Origin of the sequence: Huijunlia imazamoxiresistens, assembly GCF_037132455.1 — a bacterium.
GTDB lineage: Bacteria > Bacteroidota > Bacteroidia > Chitinophagales > Chitinophagaceae > Flavisolibacter > Flavisolibacter imazamoxiresistens.
On record NZ_JBBBEI010000019.1, the window covers coordinates 94,489 to 111,242 of the forward strand.

The 16,754-nt window shown below is 54.2% G+C and carries 17 protein-coding genes and 1 pseudogene; all 18 read right to left on the reverse strand.

Annotated features, from left to right (window positions below):
• Positions 1 to 22: 22 nt before the first annotated feature.
• Positions 23 to 958, reverse strand: coding sequence for a glycosyltransferase family 2 protein (locus V9K67_RS20110; protein ID WP_336725592.1), 936 nt, complete (start codon positions 956 to 958; stop codon positions 23 to 25).
• Positions 959 to 1,012: 54 nt separating this feature from the next.
• On the reverse strand, positions 1,013 to 2,122 hold the full coding sequence (locus V9K67_RS20115) for a DegT/DnrJ/EryC1/StrS family aminotransferase (RefSeq protein WP_336725594.1): 1,110 nt from the start codon (positions 2,120 to 2,122) through the stop codon (positions 1,013 to 1,015).
• Positions 2,119 to 2,673 carry an acyltransferase gene (locus V9K67_RS20120; RefSeq protein WP_336725595.1) on the reverse strand — a complete coding sequence of 185 codons (555 nt, stop codon included), beginning with the start codon at positions 2,671 to 2,673 and terminating at the stop codon, positions 2,119 to 2,121. Before V9K67_RS20120 ends, V9K67_RS20115 begins: the two co-directional genes overlap by 4 nt.
• Positions 2,670 to 3,095: a sugar 3,4-ketoisomerase gene (locus V9K67_RS20125; protein WP_336725597.1), complete on the reverse strand. Its 426-nt coding sequence runs from the start codon at positions 3,093 to 3,095 to the stop codon at positions 2,670 to 2,672. Before V9K67_RS20125 ends, V9K67_RS20120 begins: the two co-directional genes overlap by 4 nt.
• Complete coding sequence (locus V9K67_RS20130; protein ID WP_336725601.1) at positions 3,082 to 3,498, reverse strand: sugar 3,4-ketoisomerase; 417 nt, start codon at positions 3,496 to 3,498, stop codon at positions 3,082 to 3,084. Before V9K67_RS20130 ends, V9K67_RS20125 begins: the two co-directional genes overlap by 14 nt.
• 40 nt (positions 3,499 to 3,538) lie before the next feature.
• Positions 3,539 to 4,396 carry an alpha-1,2-fucosyltransferase gene (locus V9K67_RS20135; protein ID WP_336725603.1) on the reverse strand — a complete coding sequence of 286 codons (858 nt, stop codon included), beginning with the start codon at positions 4,394 to 4,396 and terminating at the stop codon, positions 3,539 to 3,541.
• Positions 4,393 to 5,655, reverse strand: a complete 1,263-nt coding sequence (locus V9K67_RS20140) for an ABC transporter ATP-binding protein (protein WP_336725606.1) — start codon at positions 5,653 to 5,655, stop codon at positions 4,393 to 4,395. The genes V9K67_RS20135 and V9K67_RS20140 overlap by 4 nt, the downstream gene beginning before the upstream one ends.
• 58 nt (positions 5,656 to 5,713) lie before the next feature.
• A complete protein-coding gene (locus V9K67_RS20145) occupies positions 5,714 to 6,610 on the reverse strand; it encodes an ABC transporter permease (protein ID WP_336725608.1) in 897 nt (298 codons plus the stop codon).
• A gap of 13 nt (positions 6,611 to 6,623) precedes the next feature.
• Positions 6,624 to 7,565: a GDP-L-fucose synthase gene (gene fcl / locus V9K67_RS20150; protein ID WP_336725612.1), complete on the reverse strand. Its 942-nt coding sequence runs from the start codon at positions 7,563 to 7,565 to the stop codon at positions 6,624 to 6,626.
• Between the two features lie 67 nt (positions 7,566 to 7,632).
• Entirely contained in the window at positions 7,633 to 8,745 is a 1,113-nt protein-coding gene (gene gmd, locus V9K67_RS20155; RefSeq protein ID WP_336725615.1) for a GDP-mannose 4,6-dehydratase, read from the reverse strand.
• Between the two features lie 42 nt (positions 8,746 to 8,787).
• Positions 8,788 to 10,224, reverse strand: a complete 1,437-nt coding sequence (locus tag V9K67_RS20160) for a hypothetical protein (RefSeq protein ID WP_336725616.1) — start codon at positions 10,222 to 10,224, stop codon at positions 8,788 to 8,790.
• A complete protein-coding gene (rffA, locus tag V9K67_RS20165; RefSeq protein WP_336725618.1) occupies positions 10,191 to 11,354 on the reverse strand; it encodes a dTDP-4-amino-4,6-dideoxygalactose transaminase in 1,164 nt (387 codons plus the stop codon). The genes V9K67_RS20160 and rffA overlap by 34 nt, the downstream gene beginning before the upstream one ends.
• Complete coding sequence (locus V9K67_RS20170) at positions 11,348 to 11,986, reverse strand: acetyltransferase (protein ID WP_336725620.1); 639 nt, start codon at positions 11,984 to 11,986, stop codon at positions 11,348 to 11,350. The genes rffA and V9K67_RS20170 overlap by 7 nt, the downstream gene beginning before the upstream one ends.
• The gene (locus V9K67_RS20175; protein WP_336725622.1) at positions 11,983 to 12,900 is read right to left on the reverse strand and encodes a glycosyltransferase family 2 protein; all 918 of its coding nucleotides are present in this window, start codon (positions 12,898 to 12,900) and stop codon (positions 11,983 to 11,985) included. The genes V9K67_RS20170 and V9K67_RS20175 overlap by 4 nt, the downstream gene beginning before the upstream one ends.
• The gene (locus V9K67_RS20180) at positions 12,897 to 13,595 is read right to left on the reverse strand and encodes a WbqC family protein (protein WP_336725624.1); all 699 of its coding nucleotides are present in this window, start codon (positions 13,593 to 13,595) and stop codon (positions 12,897 to 12,899) included. The genes V9K67_RS20175 and V9K67_RS20180 overlap by 4 nt, the downstream gene beginning before the upstream one ends.
• Before the next feature lie 51 nt (positions 13,596 to 13,646).
• On the reverse strand, positions 13,647 to 15,539 hold the full coding sequence (locus V9K67_RS20185) for a DCC1-like thiol-disulfide oxidoreductase family protein (RefSeq protein WP_336725627.1): 1,893 nt from the start codon (positions 15,537 to 15,539) through the stop codon (positions 13,647 to 13,649).
• A gap of 38 nt (positions 15,540 to 15,577) precedes the next feature.
• Positions 15,578 to 16,450 (reverse strand): glucose-1-phosphate thymidylyltransferase RfbA, encoded by an 873-nt coding sequence (gene rfbA, locus V9K67_RS20190; protein WP_336725628.1) that lies wholly within the window; start codon positions 16,448 to 16,450, stop codon positions 15,578 to 15,580.
• Between the two features lie 79 nt (positions 16,451 to 16,529).
• Positions 16,530 to 16,754, reverse strand: a pseudogene (locus V9K67_RS20195) (nucleotide sugar dehydrogenase); the annotation flags it as partial.

The window sequence follows — 16,754 nt, forward strand, 5'->3', positions numbered from 1 at the left end:
ACTTGAGATAAAAGTTTACAATTTACCCTTTTACAAAACGCACCAGGCCGGCGCGGATCAATAAAGAGTACAAATAGCTTTTGGGAGAGAAGGTTCTGCGGTTTACTTCCCGCAGCAACCTGGCGCTGGCAGCGGCGTCGTAGCGCAGCAGTTCAAAACACTTGTCCCGGATTTTCCCGATCAGCAGGCGTTTGAGCGGCTGGCCGGCGCCTTCGTCCATCCGTTCCAGCTCGTCCAGCAGAATTCCAATCTTGTTTTGCAGCAGGCGGGCCTTCTTCGTAGCCATCAGCGAGCCCGAATGGATCCGGTACTGCACGTTCGGCGATTCGTAATAGCCGTAAGGGTTATTTTTCGAAAGGCGCAGCCAGAGGGGAAAGTCTTCCTGGAAGTACCTGGGATCGTACCCGGCCGGCTTCAGGGCGCTGGTGCGCACCATCACGCCGGGGGCGGGGATCTTTACTTTTCCCAGCAGCACCTGTGCGTAGCCGTTCTCAAAAAAATGAACTTTCCGGCTGCTCGGGATACTCCCCTCTCCTGCCGGCAGGCGTTCACCTTGCCCGTTGATCAGGAAAACCGGCGTGTAGATAAAAGCAGGCAGCTTCCCTTCTTTTTCCAGGCTTTCGAACTGGTCTACCAGCTCTTCCACATGGTGCTCCAGCATGACATCATCGCTGCCGAACAGGATAAAGTACTTGCCGGAAGCCCGGGACAACAGCTTGTTCGCAACGCCCACAATCCCGCTGTTTTCCTGATTCACCTCCAAAGAAACCCGGCGGTTTTGATGCGTTCCGATCCAGGCTTCAATCACCGCCGGGGAGCCGTCGGTGGAACGGTCATCCACGACCATGATCTCCAGGTTGGGATAACGCTGGTGGTAAACGCTGGAAAGCGTTTCGGTAATATAGGCGGCGTTGTTATAGGACGCAACGCCAATGGTCACTAAGGGATATTCTTTCATAATTCAACTGCGATGAGTTCCGGACCTGCCTTGCCGGGAAGGTGGCGCCCACGCTTAAGCGTTGGCGAAAAAGCCTTTGATGGCGGCGGCCACGGCGGCCACCTGTTCCTGCTCCATTCCCGGCCACAGGGGCAGGCTGAGGCAGGTATCGGCAATTTCTTCCGCTACCGGGAAGCTGCCCTTGGGCAGGTTCAGGTGCTGGTAGGCTTCCTGCAGGTGGGGCGGAATGGGGTAATGGATCAGGGTACCGATACCCAGCTGCTGCAAATACTGCTGCAGCTCGTCCCGCTTTTGGGTACGCACCACGTACAGGTGGTACACGTGGGTGGCACCGGCAGCGGTATAAGGCAGCACCAGCCCGTCGATATCCTGCAGCGCTTCATCGTACCAGGCAGCGATCTGCTGGCGCTGGCCCGTCCATTCGGACAGGTAGCGGAGCTTGATGCTTAAAAAAGCGGCCTGGCATTCGTCGAGCCGCATGTTGAAGCCGACCACCTCGTTGTAATATTTTTTTACCGAGCCATAGTTGCCCAGCATGCGGGCCTTTGCGGCCAGCTCGGCGTCATTGGTGGTCAGGGCGCCGGCATCGCCGAAGGCACCCAGGTTTTTGCCCGGGTAAAAGCTGGTGCCACTGATGGTGCCCCAGCCCCCGGTAAGCCTGCCGTTAAAGGCGGCACCCTGCGCCTGTGCATTGTCCTCGATTACATAAAGTTGGTGGCGGCCGGCGATCTCCATGATCGCTTCCATCTCGCAGGCCTGCCCGTACAGGTGTACCGGCATGATCGCCTTGGTCCGAGGCGTAATGGCCGCCTCGATCAGGCCGGGCGCCAGGTTGGCGGTGCGGATATCCGGCTCGACAAACACGGGCGTGGCGCCGACAAAGGAAACCGCCAGCGCCGTGGCGATAAAGGTATTGGACGGGACGATCACTTCGTCCCCGGGTCCTATGTTCAATGACTTTAAGGCTATATGCAAAGCATCCAGTCCGTTGCTGACCCCCACGCAATGCTCCACCTGGAGGAAGGCGGCGAACTCCTGTTCGAATTTTTTTACGTTCTCTCCCAGCACATACCAGCCTTTATCGAAAAACGCTTCGAAAGCGGTAAGAATCTCTCCTTTGATTTGCTTGTTTACTTCCGTGAAAGACAGAAATGGAATACTCATAAAGCGCTTAAATTGCCATTAGTTAAAATAAATCTGTTGCCGGCGGAATCCGAGAATTCCCCCGGTTGGGTTTCCGTAAGCTTGTTGCCCTTGACATCGAGCCAGGCGGCGACCTTTGCCGGGTTGCCTTTGACCAGGGCATAGGCCGGAACGTCTTTGGTCACCACGCTGCCCGCGGCCACGATGGCATAGCGCCCGATGGTAGTGCCGCCCAGGATGGTGGCGTTGGCCCCGATGGAACAGCCCTTTTCCAGCCTTGTTTTCTGGAAGGATCCGGGGTACTGCTTCGAGCGGGGATACTTGTCGTTGGTGAACGTGGCGTTGGGACCGATAAAAACGTTGTCCTCCACCTGCAGGCCGTCCCACAGGTATACGCCGCTTTTGACGGTTACATTGTTGCCGATGGTCACATCATTTTCGATGAAGGTGTGGCAGTTGACATTGCAGTTCGACCCGATGACGGCCCCTTTCAGGATGACGGCGAACTGCCATATGGTGGTGTCTGCCCCTATCGAAGGGCTTTGAACGTCGGCTAAGGGATGAATCTTCATTGTGCCTGTTTGTATTGGAGAAATTCCTGGTAATCGCGGAGGTAGTCGGCCGGGTCGTAGCTATGGGAAGCCAGCACCAGGCAGATGGCCCCGGAAGAAAAGTTGCTCAGGTCCCTCCACATGCCCGGCTTGATATGGAGCCCCATATAGGGCCGGTTCAGGTTTACGGTCTTTTTGTTCCTTCCGTCGTCGATGGTGATGTCGAAGCTGCCGCTTGCGGCAATGATCACCTGCTCCAGGTTTTTATGGGCATGGGCACCTCTCGACTCGCCGCCCGGAATATCGTACAAGTAATAGATCCGTTTGACGTCGAAAGGGATCTCTATGCTGTTCTGCACCGGGGTGATGTTCCCGGCCCTGTTATGGATTTTCGGGAGGTGAAGAATGTGGCAGTCGAAAACCGTAAATTTATTTAAGCTCACGTCTCATTGATTTATAGGTATCGAAGTCGCGGATGTACTGCGACGCATCATAATAGGTATCCGCCACGATCAGGGCCAGCGAATTGGTGGAAAAGTTTTCCATATGCCGCCAAATCATCCGGGGAACATACAAACCGTGGTAAGACCTGTTGAGCGTAAACTTTTTTTCTTCCTTTCCATCGTGCAGCACCACGTCGAAGCTTCCCGACAGGGCGATGATCACCTCCTGTATATGGTGGTAGGCATGGCCGCCTCTTTGCTCGCCGCCCGGGACATCATAAATCCAATAAGTCCTTTTGATCTCGAAAGGGATCTGGCCGTTGCTCTGGAAAAAGGACAGGTTGCCCCGGTCGTCCAGGATTTTCGGCAGATCCAGCATCTGTATACCAGCCGCAGCCTCCATAATAATCTTCTTTAGTATTTGCGGAATGCACCCTGGCGCCTTAATAGCGGATCCAGGTTGCGGGGACGAATTCGTTCATCGGGTTCTCGCCTTTGGCAAACCATATTTTCGGCGCCACCACCACCTTTTCGGGGTTGCGGTTCAGCCAGGCACCCCACCAGCTGAACCCGCTGTTGGCGATGATGTTGTGCTTGCAATTGCGCATCAGCTCGATATCCCAGTAATTTTTGTCGTTCTTGTTGAAATCGATCACTTCGTAGGGCAGGTCAAACTTCATGTTCTCAAATACCCAATCCGGTTCATCCGAAAAAAGGAACAGTTGCGGGTTGTCGAGGTTTTTGGTGACCGTCTCGATCGCCTTGAGGTAATATTCCTTGCTCAGGATACCGTGAAAGGCGGTGAGCTTATAATCGCCCCGGCGGAAGTGGATACTGACGGAGTTGGTGTTCCGGATCTTCTCCAATACCTGCCGGTTCCGTTCATCGGGCTGCTCTTTGGGTGTAAACTCCTGCAGCAGTTCTTCGCGGATCCCTTCAAAATATTTGAAACTGTTCCAATAGCCGTCCAGCACCAATTTTTTGCCCGAGGCCAGCACCCCGGGGTCGAAGCGCGTGTGGTCCTTTTCTTTGACCACCGGCAGGGAAAAGGGGTTGTACTTCCGGAACCGGCTGGTCAGCTTCAGCTTCCAGAATAAGCTGGAATTGTCCACCTGCGCATAGTTCACCTGGAAGCGATCCAGCTTGAACTCGCGGGGAAATTCCGGGCGGTGAAAGGCCCCGTAGCTAAACCAGGATGTATCCAGGTAGAGGGGTGCGCCATACTTGGTGCTGATTTGCTTGCCCACGGCGTATTGAATCATCTGGCCGGCCAAACCGCCGTATACCTTAGTTACGATCATATTTTCTTTTGTTTCCAGGTGAGTTTAGGTCGCATCATTCCGCCCCATTTTCCGAGGTAGTTTTCCGTCCGCTCCCTTTCGTTGAGCGTGAAGGAAAGGGCGTCATCCACCCGCATCAGCACTTTGCCGCCGTCCTTGATCACCAGGAAGATAATGGAATAGGTGTTGTCGTTTAACAGGCTTTGGGGGAAGATACATTCTGTTTCGTACGCGCCGGTTTCCAGGTTGAACACAGGCGACAGGCTCGCAAAGATGGTAAAGCCGTTTTCATCGCAGACGGAAATGTTGAAGGAAACATTTTCCATGGTTCCCTCCATATCCATGCGGAAAACGATCTTCTGCTCTTCCTCGATGTAGAGGATGTCGGAAGCGGGGTTCTCGCTTTCGATGTGCACGGAATTCAGGGTGAGGGTCGCATCATGGAGCGTCGCCTTCTTGTTGAACTCCCTCCTGGTTTTCTCGGTAAAGTTCAGCTCGGTATATTTTTTCAGGCCTTCGTCGGCAGTGCCGTGGAAGTACATGGTACCGTTGCGCATCACCATCACATTGTCGCAAAGCGATTTGATGGCGGTCATGTTGTGGCTCACGAACAGTACGGTCCGGCCTTCATTGTTGCTGACGTCCTTCATCCGGCCGAGGCATTTTTTCTGGAATTCCGAATCCCCTACCGCCAGCACTTCGTCCACGATCAGGATCTCGGGTTCCAGGAAAGCCGCCACGGAAAACGCCAGCCGCACATACATGCCGCTGCTGTACCGTTTTACCGGGGTATCGATATAACGGTCCACGCCCGAGAACTCCACGATCTCGTCAAACTTGCTGCGGATCTCGGATTTGGTCATGCCCAGGATGGCGCCGTTGAGGAAGATATTCTCCCTCCCGGTCAGCTCGGGGTGGAAGCCGGTACCCACCTCCAGCAGGGAGGCGATGCGGCCCTGTACCTTGATGCGGCCGGCGCTGGGAGAGGTAACTTTGGAAAGCACTTTCAGCAGGGTGGACTTGCCGGCGCCATTGCGGCCGACGATGCCCAGCACTTCGCCCTGGGATACGCTGAAGTTGATATCCTTCAGTGCCCAAACATAATCGCTGGTTCCCTTTACGGTGCGGTCGTTGGTTTCGCCCACCTTGGCAAAGGGATCGGCCTTGCCCCTGATCCGGGCAAACCACCGGTTCAGGTCATGGCTGATGGTGCCGGTGCCGATCTGGCCCAACCTGTAAAGTTTACCGATTTCTTCGGCTTTGATGACTATATCGCTCATTACTGCTTTATTTATTGGTATTTGCCTTCTGATTAAAAAGTTTCACGCCGGAAGGCAATTACATCGTATCTGTAAAACTCTTTTCCACCTTATTGAAAACCAGGATGCCGATAACCAGGATCAGCATGGTTTCCACCAGGCTGATGCCCAGGTTCGACCACTCGAACGATCCCACGCCCAGGTAGGCGTAGCGGAAGGTTTCCACGATGGAGGTCATGGGATTCAGCAGCACGACCCACTTGTATTTTTCGGGCAGGCTGCTCAGGGGGTAGATCACCGGGGTGGCATACATCAGCAGCTGCACCCCAAAGGTGAGCAGGAAAATCAGGTCGCGGTACTTGGTGGTCATGGCGCTGATCATCATGCCCATGCCCAGGGCCATCAGGCCCATCAGCAGCACCAGGCAGGGCGTCAGCAGCACCAGCAGGTTGGGATGCACCACGTCGCCCTGGAAATAATAGTAGCACCAAACCGAAATAAAGAGCCCAAACTGGATCAGGAAGCGCAGCAGGTTGGAAATCACAATGGAAAAGGGCGCCGTCAGGCGGGGAAAATATACCTTCCCGAACATGGCCGCATTGTCTTTAAACACGGTAGCCGTTTTGGTCAGCGTTTCGGAAAAATAGTTCCAGATGGTGATCCCTGCCAGGTAAAACAGCATCATGGGAAGACCGTCGGTGGAAATTTTTGCCACCTGGCCAAAAATCAGCACATAGGTCAGCGTGGTCAATAAGGGCTGCAGGAAGAACCAGATGGGTCCGAGAATGGTTTGTTTGTAGTTGGCCACGAAATCGCGGCGCACGAACATCAGTACCAGGTCCTTGTAACGCCACAGCTCCTGCAACCGCAGGTCGAACAGGCTGGTTCGGGGCTGGATAATCTCCGTCCATTCTTCCGGCTGCGTTTTCTTCTCCTGCGTTCCGGGTACGGACTGCAATTCGGCAGTGTTGATCATTTGCTAACAGTCTTTATAATTTTTCCAATTTTGATTCGAGAAATTTTTCCGTGTATACCCTGCGGATCCCTTCTTCCAGGGGGATGGCCGCCTTCCAGCCCAGGGCATGGAGCTTGGATACATCCATCAGCTTACGGGGGGTACCGTCTGGCTTTGAAGTGTCGAACACGATGGTTCCCTCGTACCCCACGATGTTGGAAACGAGGAAGGCCAGCTCTTTAATGCTGATGTCCTCTCCCACCCCGATATTGATCGGGCCCGGCTCGCTGTACCGCTCCATCAGGAAACAGCAGGCGTCGGCCAGGTCGTCGGCATGCAGGAACTCCCGCAGGGGTGTTCCCGAACCCCAGACCACCACCTGGTCGTGGTGCTGCTCCTTGGCTTCCTGGAACTTGCGCAGCAGGGCGGGCAGCACGTGCGAGTTGTTGAGGTCGTAATTATCGTTGGGGCCGTAGAGGTTGGTCGGCATGACCGAAATGAAATCGCAGCCGTACTGGCTCCGGTAGGCGTCACACAGCTTGATGCCGGCGATCTTGGCAATGGCGTAGGGCTCATTGGTCGGCTCCAGGGGCCCGGTCAGCAGGTACTCTTCCTTCAGGGGCTGGGGCGCCAGCTTGGGGTAAATGCAGGAAGATCCCAGGAACATCAGCTTTTTCACCCCCGACACATAGGCCTGGTGGATGATGTTGTTCTGGATCATCAGGTTGTCGTACAAAAACTCGCCGCGGTAGGTGTTGTTGGCGACAATGCCGCCCACCTTGGCCGCCGCCAGGAAGACGTAATCCGGTTGTTCCTCCGCAAAAAAAGCGGCCACGGCCACCTGGTCGCGCAGGTCCAGCTCGGCCGAGGTACGCAACACAAAATTGGTATACCCCAGTCCCTCCAGCTTTCGCAGGAGCGCGCTGCCGACCATGCCGCGATGGCCGGCTATGTAGATCTTTTCGTTCTTTTTCATTGATTCAGGGTTAAAGCAGGACGGAATAGAAAGGCAGCCAGGCTGCCGGGTGCGATCCGGTGCGGGCCTATTCGTACTGCCGGGCCACCGAGAAGCCGTTTTTGATAAGGATCTGCTCCTGACGGAACGCTTCCAGGTCGCGGCTCACCATTTCGGTTACCATTTCCTTCAGGCTGTATTTGGGTTTCCATCCGAGCTTTTCCTGGGCTTTGGTGGGATCGCCGATCAGCAGGTCCACTTCGGTAGGACGGAAATAACGGGGGTCGATCTTCACCACTTCCTGGCCCGGCTGGAACGAAAATTCACCGGTGCAGGAACGCACGATACCGGTTTCGTTCACGCCTTCGCCGGTGAATTCCAGTTCCACGCCCACTTCCTCAAAAGCCAGGCGGATAAAATCCCGGACCGAAGTGGTGATGCCGGTAGCGATCACGTAGTCTTCGGGCTTTTCCTGCTGCAGGATGCGCCACATGGCCTCTACATAATCCTTGGCATGGCCCCAGTCGCGCTTCGCATCGATGTTACCCATGTACAGCTTGTCGGTCAGGCCCAGGGCCAGTTGCGCAACGGCACGGGTGATCTTGCGGGTCACGAAGGTTTCGCCGCGCAGCGGGCTTTCGTGGTTGAACAGGATGCCGTTACAGGCAAACATATCATAAGCCTCGCGGTAATTCACCGTAATCCAGTAGGCATACATTTTGGCGACGGCATAGGGAGAGCGGGGATAGAAAGGCGTGGTTTCCTTTTGAGGGATCTCCTGCACCAAACCGTACAACTCGGAAGTGGAGGCCTGGTAGATCTTTGTTTTTTTGGTCAGCCCCAGCAGGCGTACGGCCTCCAGGATGCGGAGCGTGCCGATACCGTCGGCATTGGCCGTATACTCAGGCGTATCAAAGCTCACCTTCACATGGCTCATGGCCCCGAGGTTGTAGATTTCATCCGGCTGCACCTCCTGGATAATACGAATGAGGTTGGTGCTGTCGGTCAGGTCACCGTAATGAAGAATAAAGTTCAGCGACTTTTCGTGGGGATCCTGGTACAGGTGATCAATACGGTCGGTATTGAATAAAGAAGCCCGTCTTTTGATCCCGTGGACGATGTAGCCTTTGCTTAACAAGAGTTCAGAAAGGTACGCACCGTCCTGGCCGGTAATTCCCGTGATTAATGCAACTTTAGACATAAGATAAATTAATAGGCAAAATTATTTCTATAGGGCCGGTTCTCAGGCGGTCTTTGCCGAAGGCCGGAATTTATGAACAAGCGCTGCGATGATAAACAGCAGCCCCAGCTGGTGAAACAGGTAAAACGGTACGAAAAACCGCCATTCGATAGCGCCCAGCAACAGGGGGAAAAATACAATCAGGAAAAGGGTGGGAAGCAGGAAAATAAAATTGGCCCGCTTTTGCCGCACCATGAACACCAGTCCCAAAAAGCCCAGGAACAAATACACATAGTACAACAGGGACTGGGACAGCTTCAGGAACACCTGCCAGGAACGATAACAGGAAAAGCTCTTGTTGACCGGCAGGTAATACGAACCGCTGTTCAAAAGGAACTTCTTCACCCGGATGACCGGGTTCCAAACATAAAACCGCAGGGGAAACTGCGCTTTATAAAAATTCAAAAACGAATCGGCCATTCCTACCACCGCCGAGGCGGCCCTGCTGCCCGACAGGTTCAGGATGCGCAAATTTTCGATGTTCTGGAAAGTAGCCTCGTCGGTGGAAATATAGGAGGGGTAGCTATACTTCGAGTTTTTGGCATGGCGCGGGTGAAAATAGCTGGCCGCAGTACTTTTATCCCAAAAGCTGTTGCCGTCTTCACCCAGAACGGTCAGCACCTTGCGAATCGCCAGTTCGTCCTCGTCGTAATGGTAACCGGCGTAGGGGTCCTGCTGAAACAGGATCACCCGGTGCAGCAGGTTGTAATTGCGGACCACCCAGGGCGCCAGCAGGAGCACCAGCGGCAGGGCCAGGATCAGCCCGCTTTTGACGGTAGGCGCAATCACCCAACGGTTTCTCCAGACCTCCGCGATGCCGGCAAACACATATACCAGGCACAGGTACGGCCGCAGGCAGGTGGCGATGGCCAGGAATACCGAGAACAGCAACAGGTCGCGTTTCGACCGGCCCCGGGTGACATAATGATAGTAATAATAGGCCGCTATTACCATGAAGTTGGCAGCCATGCCATCGGTGATCGTACCGAAAGAATAGATGGTAATGTATAAGCTGACGGAAGAAAGCAGCAGGCTGCCATAATAAGCCCATTTCCGTTCCGTGATCTCATAAGCCAGCAGTCCCAGCAGGATGATGGCCACTGTTTCCACGGCCAGCTGGAGGATCACGAACAGGTTCAGGGCACCTTCAGGGGAAAGAATCTGCCGGAACAGGTAATAGGGAATACTATAATGCGGCAACCGGCCCGCGAATACCTGCTCGCCCTTGCTGTTGACGAAAAAATACACGCCCTTGGTCACGTAGTTTTCCATGGCCCCGATATAGGAAAAGGAGTCGCCTGCTATGCTGGCCAGGGCGCTGCCCTTAATGGCGGGATCCTGGCAGAAAGTGAGCTGGCCCAGGTACGCAACGGTCAGGAATTTGACCAGGAAAACAACCGAAAATGCTACGAGAATGTTTTTTCTGTCCGGGAAGCGCATAAGGAAACGAATTGGTTACAGATCAGGTTTATTTGCGAGGGTTCAAGCTCGAAATACAGGGGCAGCCGTACCAGGCAGTTGCTGTACCGGTCGCTGTTCACCAACGGCCGGTCGCCATGGATATCGGCATAAAACGAGCTGGCATGCAGCGACAGGTAATGGAATACCGGGTGGATGTTGTGTTTTTTGCAGTGCTCGATCGCCTCGGTCCTTTCTGCCAGGCCCGGAAAAACCACGTAGAACATATGGGCATTGTTGGTGGCATAATCCGGCAGCAGGGGCAACTGGAAAAAGCCCGGAGCCTCGCTGCTGAGCCTGTTATAATAACTTTCCCAGATAAACTTTCGCTTGGCCTGGATCTTGTCCAGGTTCTCCAATTGCGCCCAGAGGAAGGCGGCGATCACTTCGCTGGGCAGGAACGAAGAACCCATGTCCACCCAGCCGTATTTATCCACTTCGCCCCGGAAAAAGGCCGAGCGGTTGGTTCCTTTTTCCCGGATGATCTCGGCGCGCTGGATAAACCGCTCGTCGTTGATCACCAGCATGCCGCCTTCGCCGGAAATGATGTTCTTGGTTTCATGAAACGAAAAGGCGGACAGGTGACCGATAGCCCCCAGGGGCTTGGTGGTGCCATCGGGAAAGGTATAATAGCTGTCCACGGCCTGGGCGGCATCTTCCACCACGTACAGGTTATATTTTTCCGCCAGGCGCATGATCTTGTCCATATCGCAGGCCACGCCGGCATAGTGCACCGGTACAATGGCTTTGGTGCGCGGGGTAATCAGTTCTTCCAGGCCGTCCTCGTCGATGCCGGGATGGTCCGGGCGGCTGTCGGCAAAAACGATCTTTGCGCCCCGCAATACAAAGGCATTTGCGGTGGACACGAAGGTATAAGAAGGCATGATCACTTCGTCGCCGGGCTGAATATTGATCAATATGGCCGCCATTTCCAGCGCATCGGTACAGGAAGTGGTCAGCAGGCACTTTTTAAAGCCGTACTTCCGCTCAAAGAACTCGTGGCATTTCCGGGTAAACATGCCATCCCCGGATATTTTTCCCGACGAAACCGCTTCCTTTATATACTCGCACTCCTTGCCTGTCAGGTAGGGTTTATTAAAAGGAATCACCATAAATTAAGTTGTTTTTGTAATTGTTTTTGCGGATTACCGATCACGGAAACATTGGCTTCAATGTTCTTTGTGATGCAGGAACCGACCCCGATCCTCGATTCGTTTTCGATGGTGAGGCCGTTCGACACGGTAACACCCGCACCCAAAAAGTTTTCCGATCCCATCTGCACGTTGCCGCAGAGGGTAACGGAAGGGGAAAAATAATTGCACCTGCCAATGACGCCGTCATGGGAAATGACCACCGAATTATGCAGGATATTGCCATCGCCCAGCACCACGTTCTGGTCGATATTGCATTGGGGAAAAATCAGGCAGCCCTCGCCGATTTGGGCATAAGGGCTGACATAGGCCGTGGCATGGATGAGCGACGGCAGGCGGCGGCCCAGGCTTTTGAGGTCGGCCAGGATCCGGTTGCGGGCGGCCAGGTGCTTGTAGCCAATACCCACGTAAAAGTCGTAGTCCCCGAATTCCGGCTCGCGGTAGCGGGCAAAGGGATACACCGTTTCCACCGCTGCATGGGCCCCGATCGTATCATCAAAGGCAATGACCTGCTGTACCGGTCCCGCCTCTTTCAGGAAGTTGACGAGTTGCTGGCCCAAAACGCCAAAGCCGATCACGGCAACCTGTTTCATATCGATTGTGCCTCCAGGAAGTTGGGTCTTTTAGTGGTTTTGAGGTTGATCCGCTGGATGTATTCGCCGATAATTCCCAGGCCGAACAGCAGGAAGCCGAAGCCCAGCCCGCAGACGATATTAATGGTGGCAAAGCCGGGAATCAGGTCGTTGAAGAAGACCTTCCGCACCAGGATATAGAACGAATACAGGCACGAGAGCAGCAGGATAATGATGGAGGTGACCGTCAGGATCCGGATGGGCAGCCTGGAAAAGGTGACGAAGATGTTGATGGAATGTTCCACCAGCTTTTTCAGGGAATACGAGCTTTTTCCGGCCTGTCCTTCACTGTGGCTGACGCCCGTGCTGGCCACCTTGTTGGTGATCCAGGTGAGGTAGCCGTCCAGAAAGGTATAGGAGTTATTCATCTTCAGCGTTTCCCGGGCAATGCGGGCGCGGATCAGCCGGAACGAGGTATAATCCTTATGCAGCTCGGGAATGCCGATGGCCAGCATCCGGTTCAGCAGGTAGGAAGTCGTGTTGCGGAAAATGTTGTGCTTCCGCTCTTCGTAGATGCCGTACACCACGTCGTAATCCTGCTCCTGCTGTTTGCGGATCAGGTACAAAATATCCTGCGGGTTGTGCTGCAGGTCTTCGTCCATGGTGATCATGAAATCGCCTTCCGCATACTTGAAGCCGCAGATGGTGGCATTGTGCTGTCCGAAATTGCGCGACAGCTGCACGCCCTTCACCTCGTTGGGATATTGCTGCTTCAGGTCCCGGATCACGCTCCACGAATTGTCCGGACCGCAGTCATGGACAAAGATCACCTCGTATGCCAGTCCTTCCGCTTCAAAGAACGCCTGTACCTTTTGAAACAAGAGTACAATTGTTTTTGCGCCCCGGTACACGGGGATTACCACTGAATATTTCATTTGGAAAAACTCTTCATTAAAGTTGACGCCTTCTCGCCGGCGTTAAAAATCAGGTCGAGAATGCTGACGCCGTGCTCAAAGGGCGGGTGGATCTGGTCGTATTGCGGGTAACCGGAATAGTCCATCCAGGTTAAGCGAATGCCGGCCTGTTCGAACAGTTCGGGCACGATATAGTCTTTGGCCGCCGGACCGCTGAGGTATTCTTTGCCGTCCAGTTGCTGGATGAGATCGATCAGGCGCTCCGTCTTACCTTCCAGCAGGGTATAATCGCTGGACCAGGTCAGCTTGGTAGGAATGTGCAGCACCTGGTTGATGGTCGAAATAAAGCGGTAATTGATCTCGCTCAGGTAGGGAGTGGTGCAATTCAGGTACAGCTCCTCGAATAAGGGCTGGTAGGTCTTGAAATACGGGGCCTTGGAATAAAACTGTTTCAGGGTGGACCAGTGCTTTTTACCCCAGCTGTCATCGGCCACCTGTGTTTCCCGGATCTTTTGCGACAGGCTGTGCTGGCGCACCGGTATGGTCAGCCAATGCAGGCCCTTGGGCGACTTGATCTTATTGCGGTTCCTCCAGTCGTTTTTCGTGTACTGCATGTCATCGTAGAGCACAAATTCGTCTACACTGTTGATCAGGTCGAAATAACCTTTCCAGGGAATATAATTCGTTTGAAGGATAGCGACTTTCTTACCGCCCATTGTAAATGTTAATTGATTAGCTTTTTGGAATAGTTTATCGGTGCAACGTCCTTACTCTTTATCAAAATCCGCGATATCCATCAGGAACTGGCCGCCCTGCCACTTCGCGCCGCCCACATTGATCCAGGAATGGCTGATCTGCTTTTGCAAAAAGTCTTTTTCCCAGCCGGTAGGGGTGTCCACTTCTTTCACTTTCACGACGAATTCCGCCTGGTTGAAATCGATCCCCTGCTTGTACATCCAAAAAGCGGTAAACCGCTTCAGCCCTTCCCTCAGCCTGTTGGGGGTCACCTGGTTACCGTTGATGCGGAAACCCCATTTGGCCCAGTTGGGACCGATTTGCAGCCAGCCCGGGAAGCCGTCCTCGTCGGTGATCGGCAGCAGCACTTCCCTGCCCTCGGGGTTTTTATAGGAAACCGAAATCAAATGATTATAGGATTCGAAGTGGCTGTCGATGAATACGGCATGCGCATGCACGCCAAACAGGATGTTGGAAATATCCGCCATCCGCCAGGTTGCCCCGGCCAGCACCCTGCCGGGCAGGGTAGCGTCCCAGTTCACGGCCGTGCGGGCCTGCCGCATCAGTAAAGAGTTGTAGGTAACCGACACCTGCAGCAGCACCAGGATGGTCATGCCCAGGGCGATCAGCCGTTTGCGCAGGGTGCCCACGGTAACGGTCCGCAGCAGCTTGATGTCGTCGCTATTCCGTACCGTCACGGGAGGCGTATAGCCGCAGTTGGCTTCGGTGCACCGCTCCGTATGCCGGTTGCCCGCCACATAGGTATACAGCTTTCTGGCCAGCTGGTAGATACCCGGGACACGCAGCAGCCAGCTAAGCGGCTTCAGGAACCAGATAGCCCGGAACACCCGCAGGTAGGTATCCACGCCTTTATACAGCCTGCCGCGGCTGTCCACGCCGTAGATCTCGTTCAGCAGGTCGTCGTAGGCAATGCCCGCCAGGGCGGGCTCCTGCGCGCTGTAGCTTTGCACGCTCCGGAATTCCACTTTTTTAAAATGGTCCAGCGAGCTCAGAACGATCCTGGTACGGATACACAGGGGACATTCGGCGTCGTAATAAAATTTCAGTACCGGCGGGCGTTGTTTGCGGGTCAGCAGCTTTTTCCACCAGCCTGCGGGAACCATCAGTATATAAATGGCACAGACACCCAGGGCGAACAGGGGAATGGGAAACTCCACCAGGATGCCCAGGTGCAGCCCGATGCCGATGATCATCAGGGGAACGCGCCAGCGTTTGAACCAGAAAAGGAAAATGAACACGACCTCAAACACCAGGGTCAGGTAGCCCAGGAACTTCACCAGCAGCTCCTGGTTCAGGAGCCAGGTGCTTTTGAAAATGGTGATCATGGGTACCGAGGACGGCAGCCACAGGCCCAGTCCCTTCAGCCAGAGCGGCGATGCCAGCTTGTAGAAGATGGAATCGAAGTACACCATGGCGATGCCTACGAACACCGGGATGAAGTACGCCAGGGAAGAAACGGTCGATTCGGGCGTGTATTGGAAGCGTGTGTTGGAATATTTCAGCTTCAGCAGGATCCGGTCCACCGAAAAGGCTTTGGATACCGGAAGGAAAACCATCAAGGTGTTGATGCCCATATAGATATACACCATATGGTACTCGAAGCTGGAAACGCAACCAAAAAATACGACGGAAAAGATGTAGTTGATGAGGGTAGCCACCCGGGTAAAGGCCCCGAAGATGAGGAACACCAGGGTAATCATCCAGAATACCAGTACCGGCCCCAGGTTCAGCTCGAAGGGAACCTTGTAGGGAATGGGGTCGTACATTAAATGCCTGAAGTAATGCAGCAGGCCTACCTCGCACAACAGTACCGAAAAGTACAGTATCCTGAAAACCGCCAGCCCCGTGGCATCCACCTTTTTCTCGTAAGCCTTGTCGATCCTGTTCTTAATAAAACGTAGCATGGAAGATCCGTAGTTTTTTGCTTGCGGCAAGCGCGCTGCTATGCCAGTACGATTTTTGAAACCTGTCTGAGGTATTCACCGTAACCGCTCTTCTTCAGTTCTTCCGCCCTTTTCAGTAATTGTTCTTTATCTATAAAGCCCATGCGGTAGGCAATTTCCTCGATGCAGCCGATCTTGGTGCCCTGGCGCTTTTCAATCACCCGCACAAATTCGGTGGCATCGCTCAGCGACTCGAAGGTTCCCGTATCCAGCCAGGCCGTTCCGCGGTCCAGGATGGCTACTTTCAGCTTGCCTCTTTTCAGGTATTCCTTGTTGACATCGGTGATCTCGTATTCGCCGCGGGGAGAAGGCTTGAGGTTTTTGGAGATCTCCACCACCTCGTTGTCATAAAAGTACAGACCCGGCACCGCGAAATGCGATTTCGGCTGCAGCGGCTTTTCCTCGATGGAAAGCACGTTGTTTTCCTGGTCGAACTCCACTACGCCGTAACGCTCGGGATCGGACACCTCGTAAGCGAACACGTAACCGCCTTCGATGTTGTTCAGCGCCCGCAACTGGCGTCCCAGGCCGGTTCCGTAGAAGATATTATCACCCAGCACCAGGGCAACCTTGTCGTCGCCGATAAAGTCGGCTCCGATCACGAAGGCCTGGGCAAGGCCGTTGGGCACTTCCTGTACGGCGTACTCGAACCGGCAACCTACCTGGCTGCCATCGCCCAGCAGGCGACGGAACTGTGCGCTGTCTTCGGGAGTGGTAATAATGAGAATTTCCCTGATGCCGGCCATCATCAGAATGGACAGGGGATAATAAATCATCGGCTTGTCGTAGATGGGCATCAGCTGTTTCGAAATAGCCTTTGTAATGGGATAAAGACGGGTACCGGAACCACCGGCCAGGATAATACCTTTCATAGAAAGAGGGAAAATGAGTAGTGTAAATGTTGGAAAATGAGAACAAGGCAGGACGCTTGCACGTCCTGCCCTGTTGAATTTAAAAGCTCCAGTACGTTCTGCTCTCCAGCTTGCCGCGATACATTCCTTTCAGGTCCGCAATCAGGGCATGAGGCTTGGTAATGGAATTAAAGTATTCGTCTTTCAGCTGCTTGTAAGGCTCGTGACCCACGCACACAATCACCGCGTCATAATCCTGCCCGGCGCCTTCCACCAGTCCGAAGCCGTATTCGTGCTCCAGCTCCTGGCTGTCGGCATGCGGGTC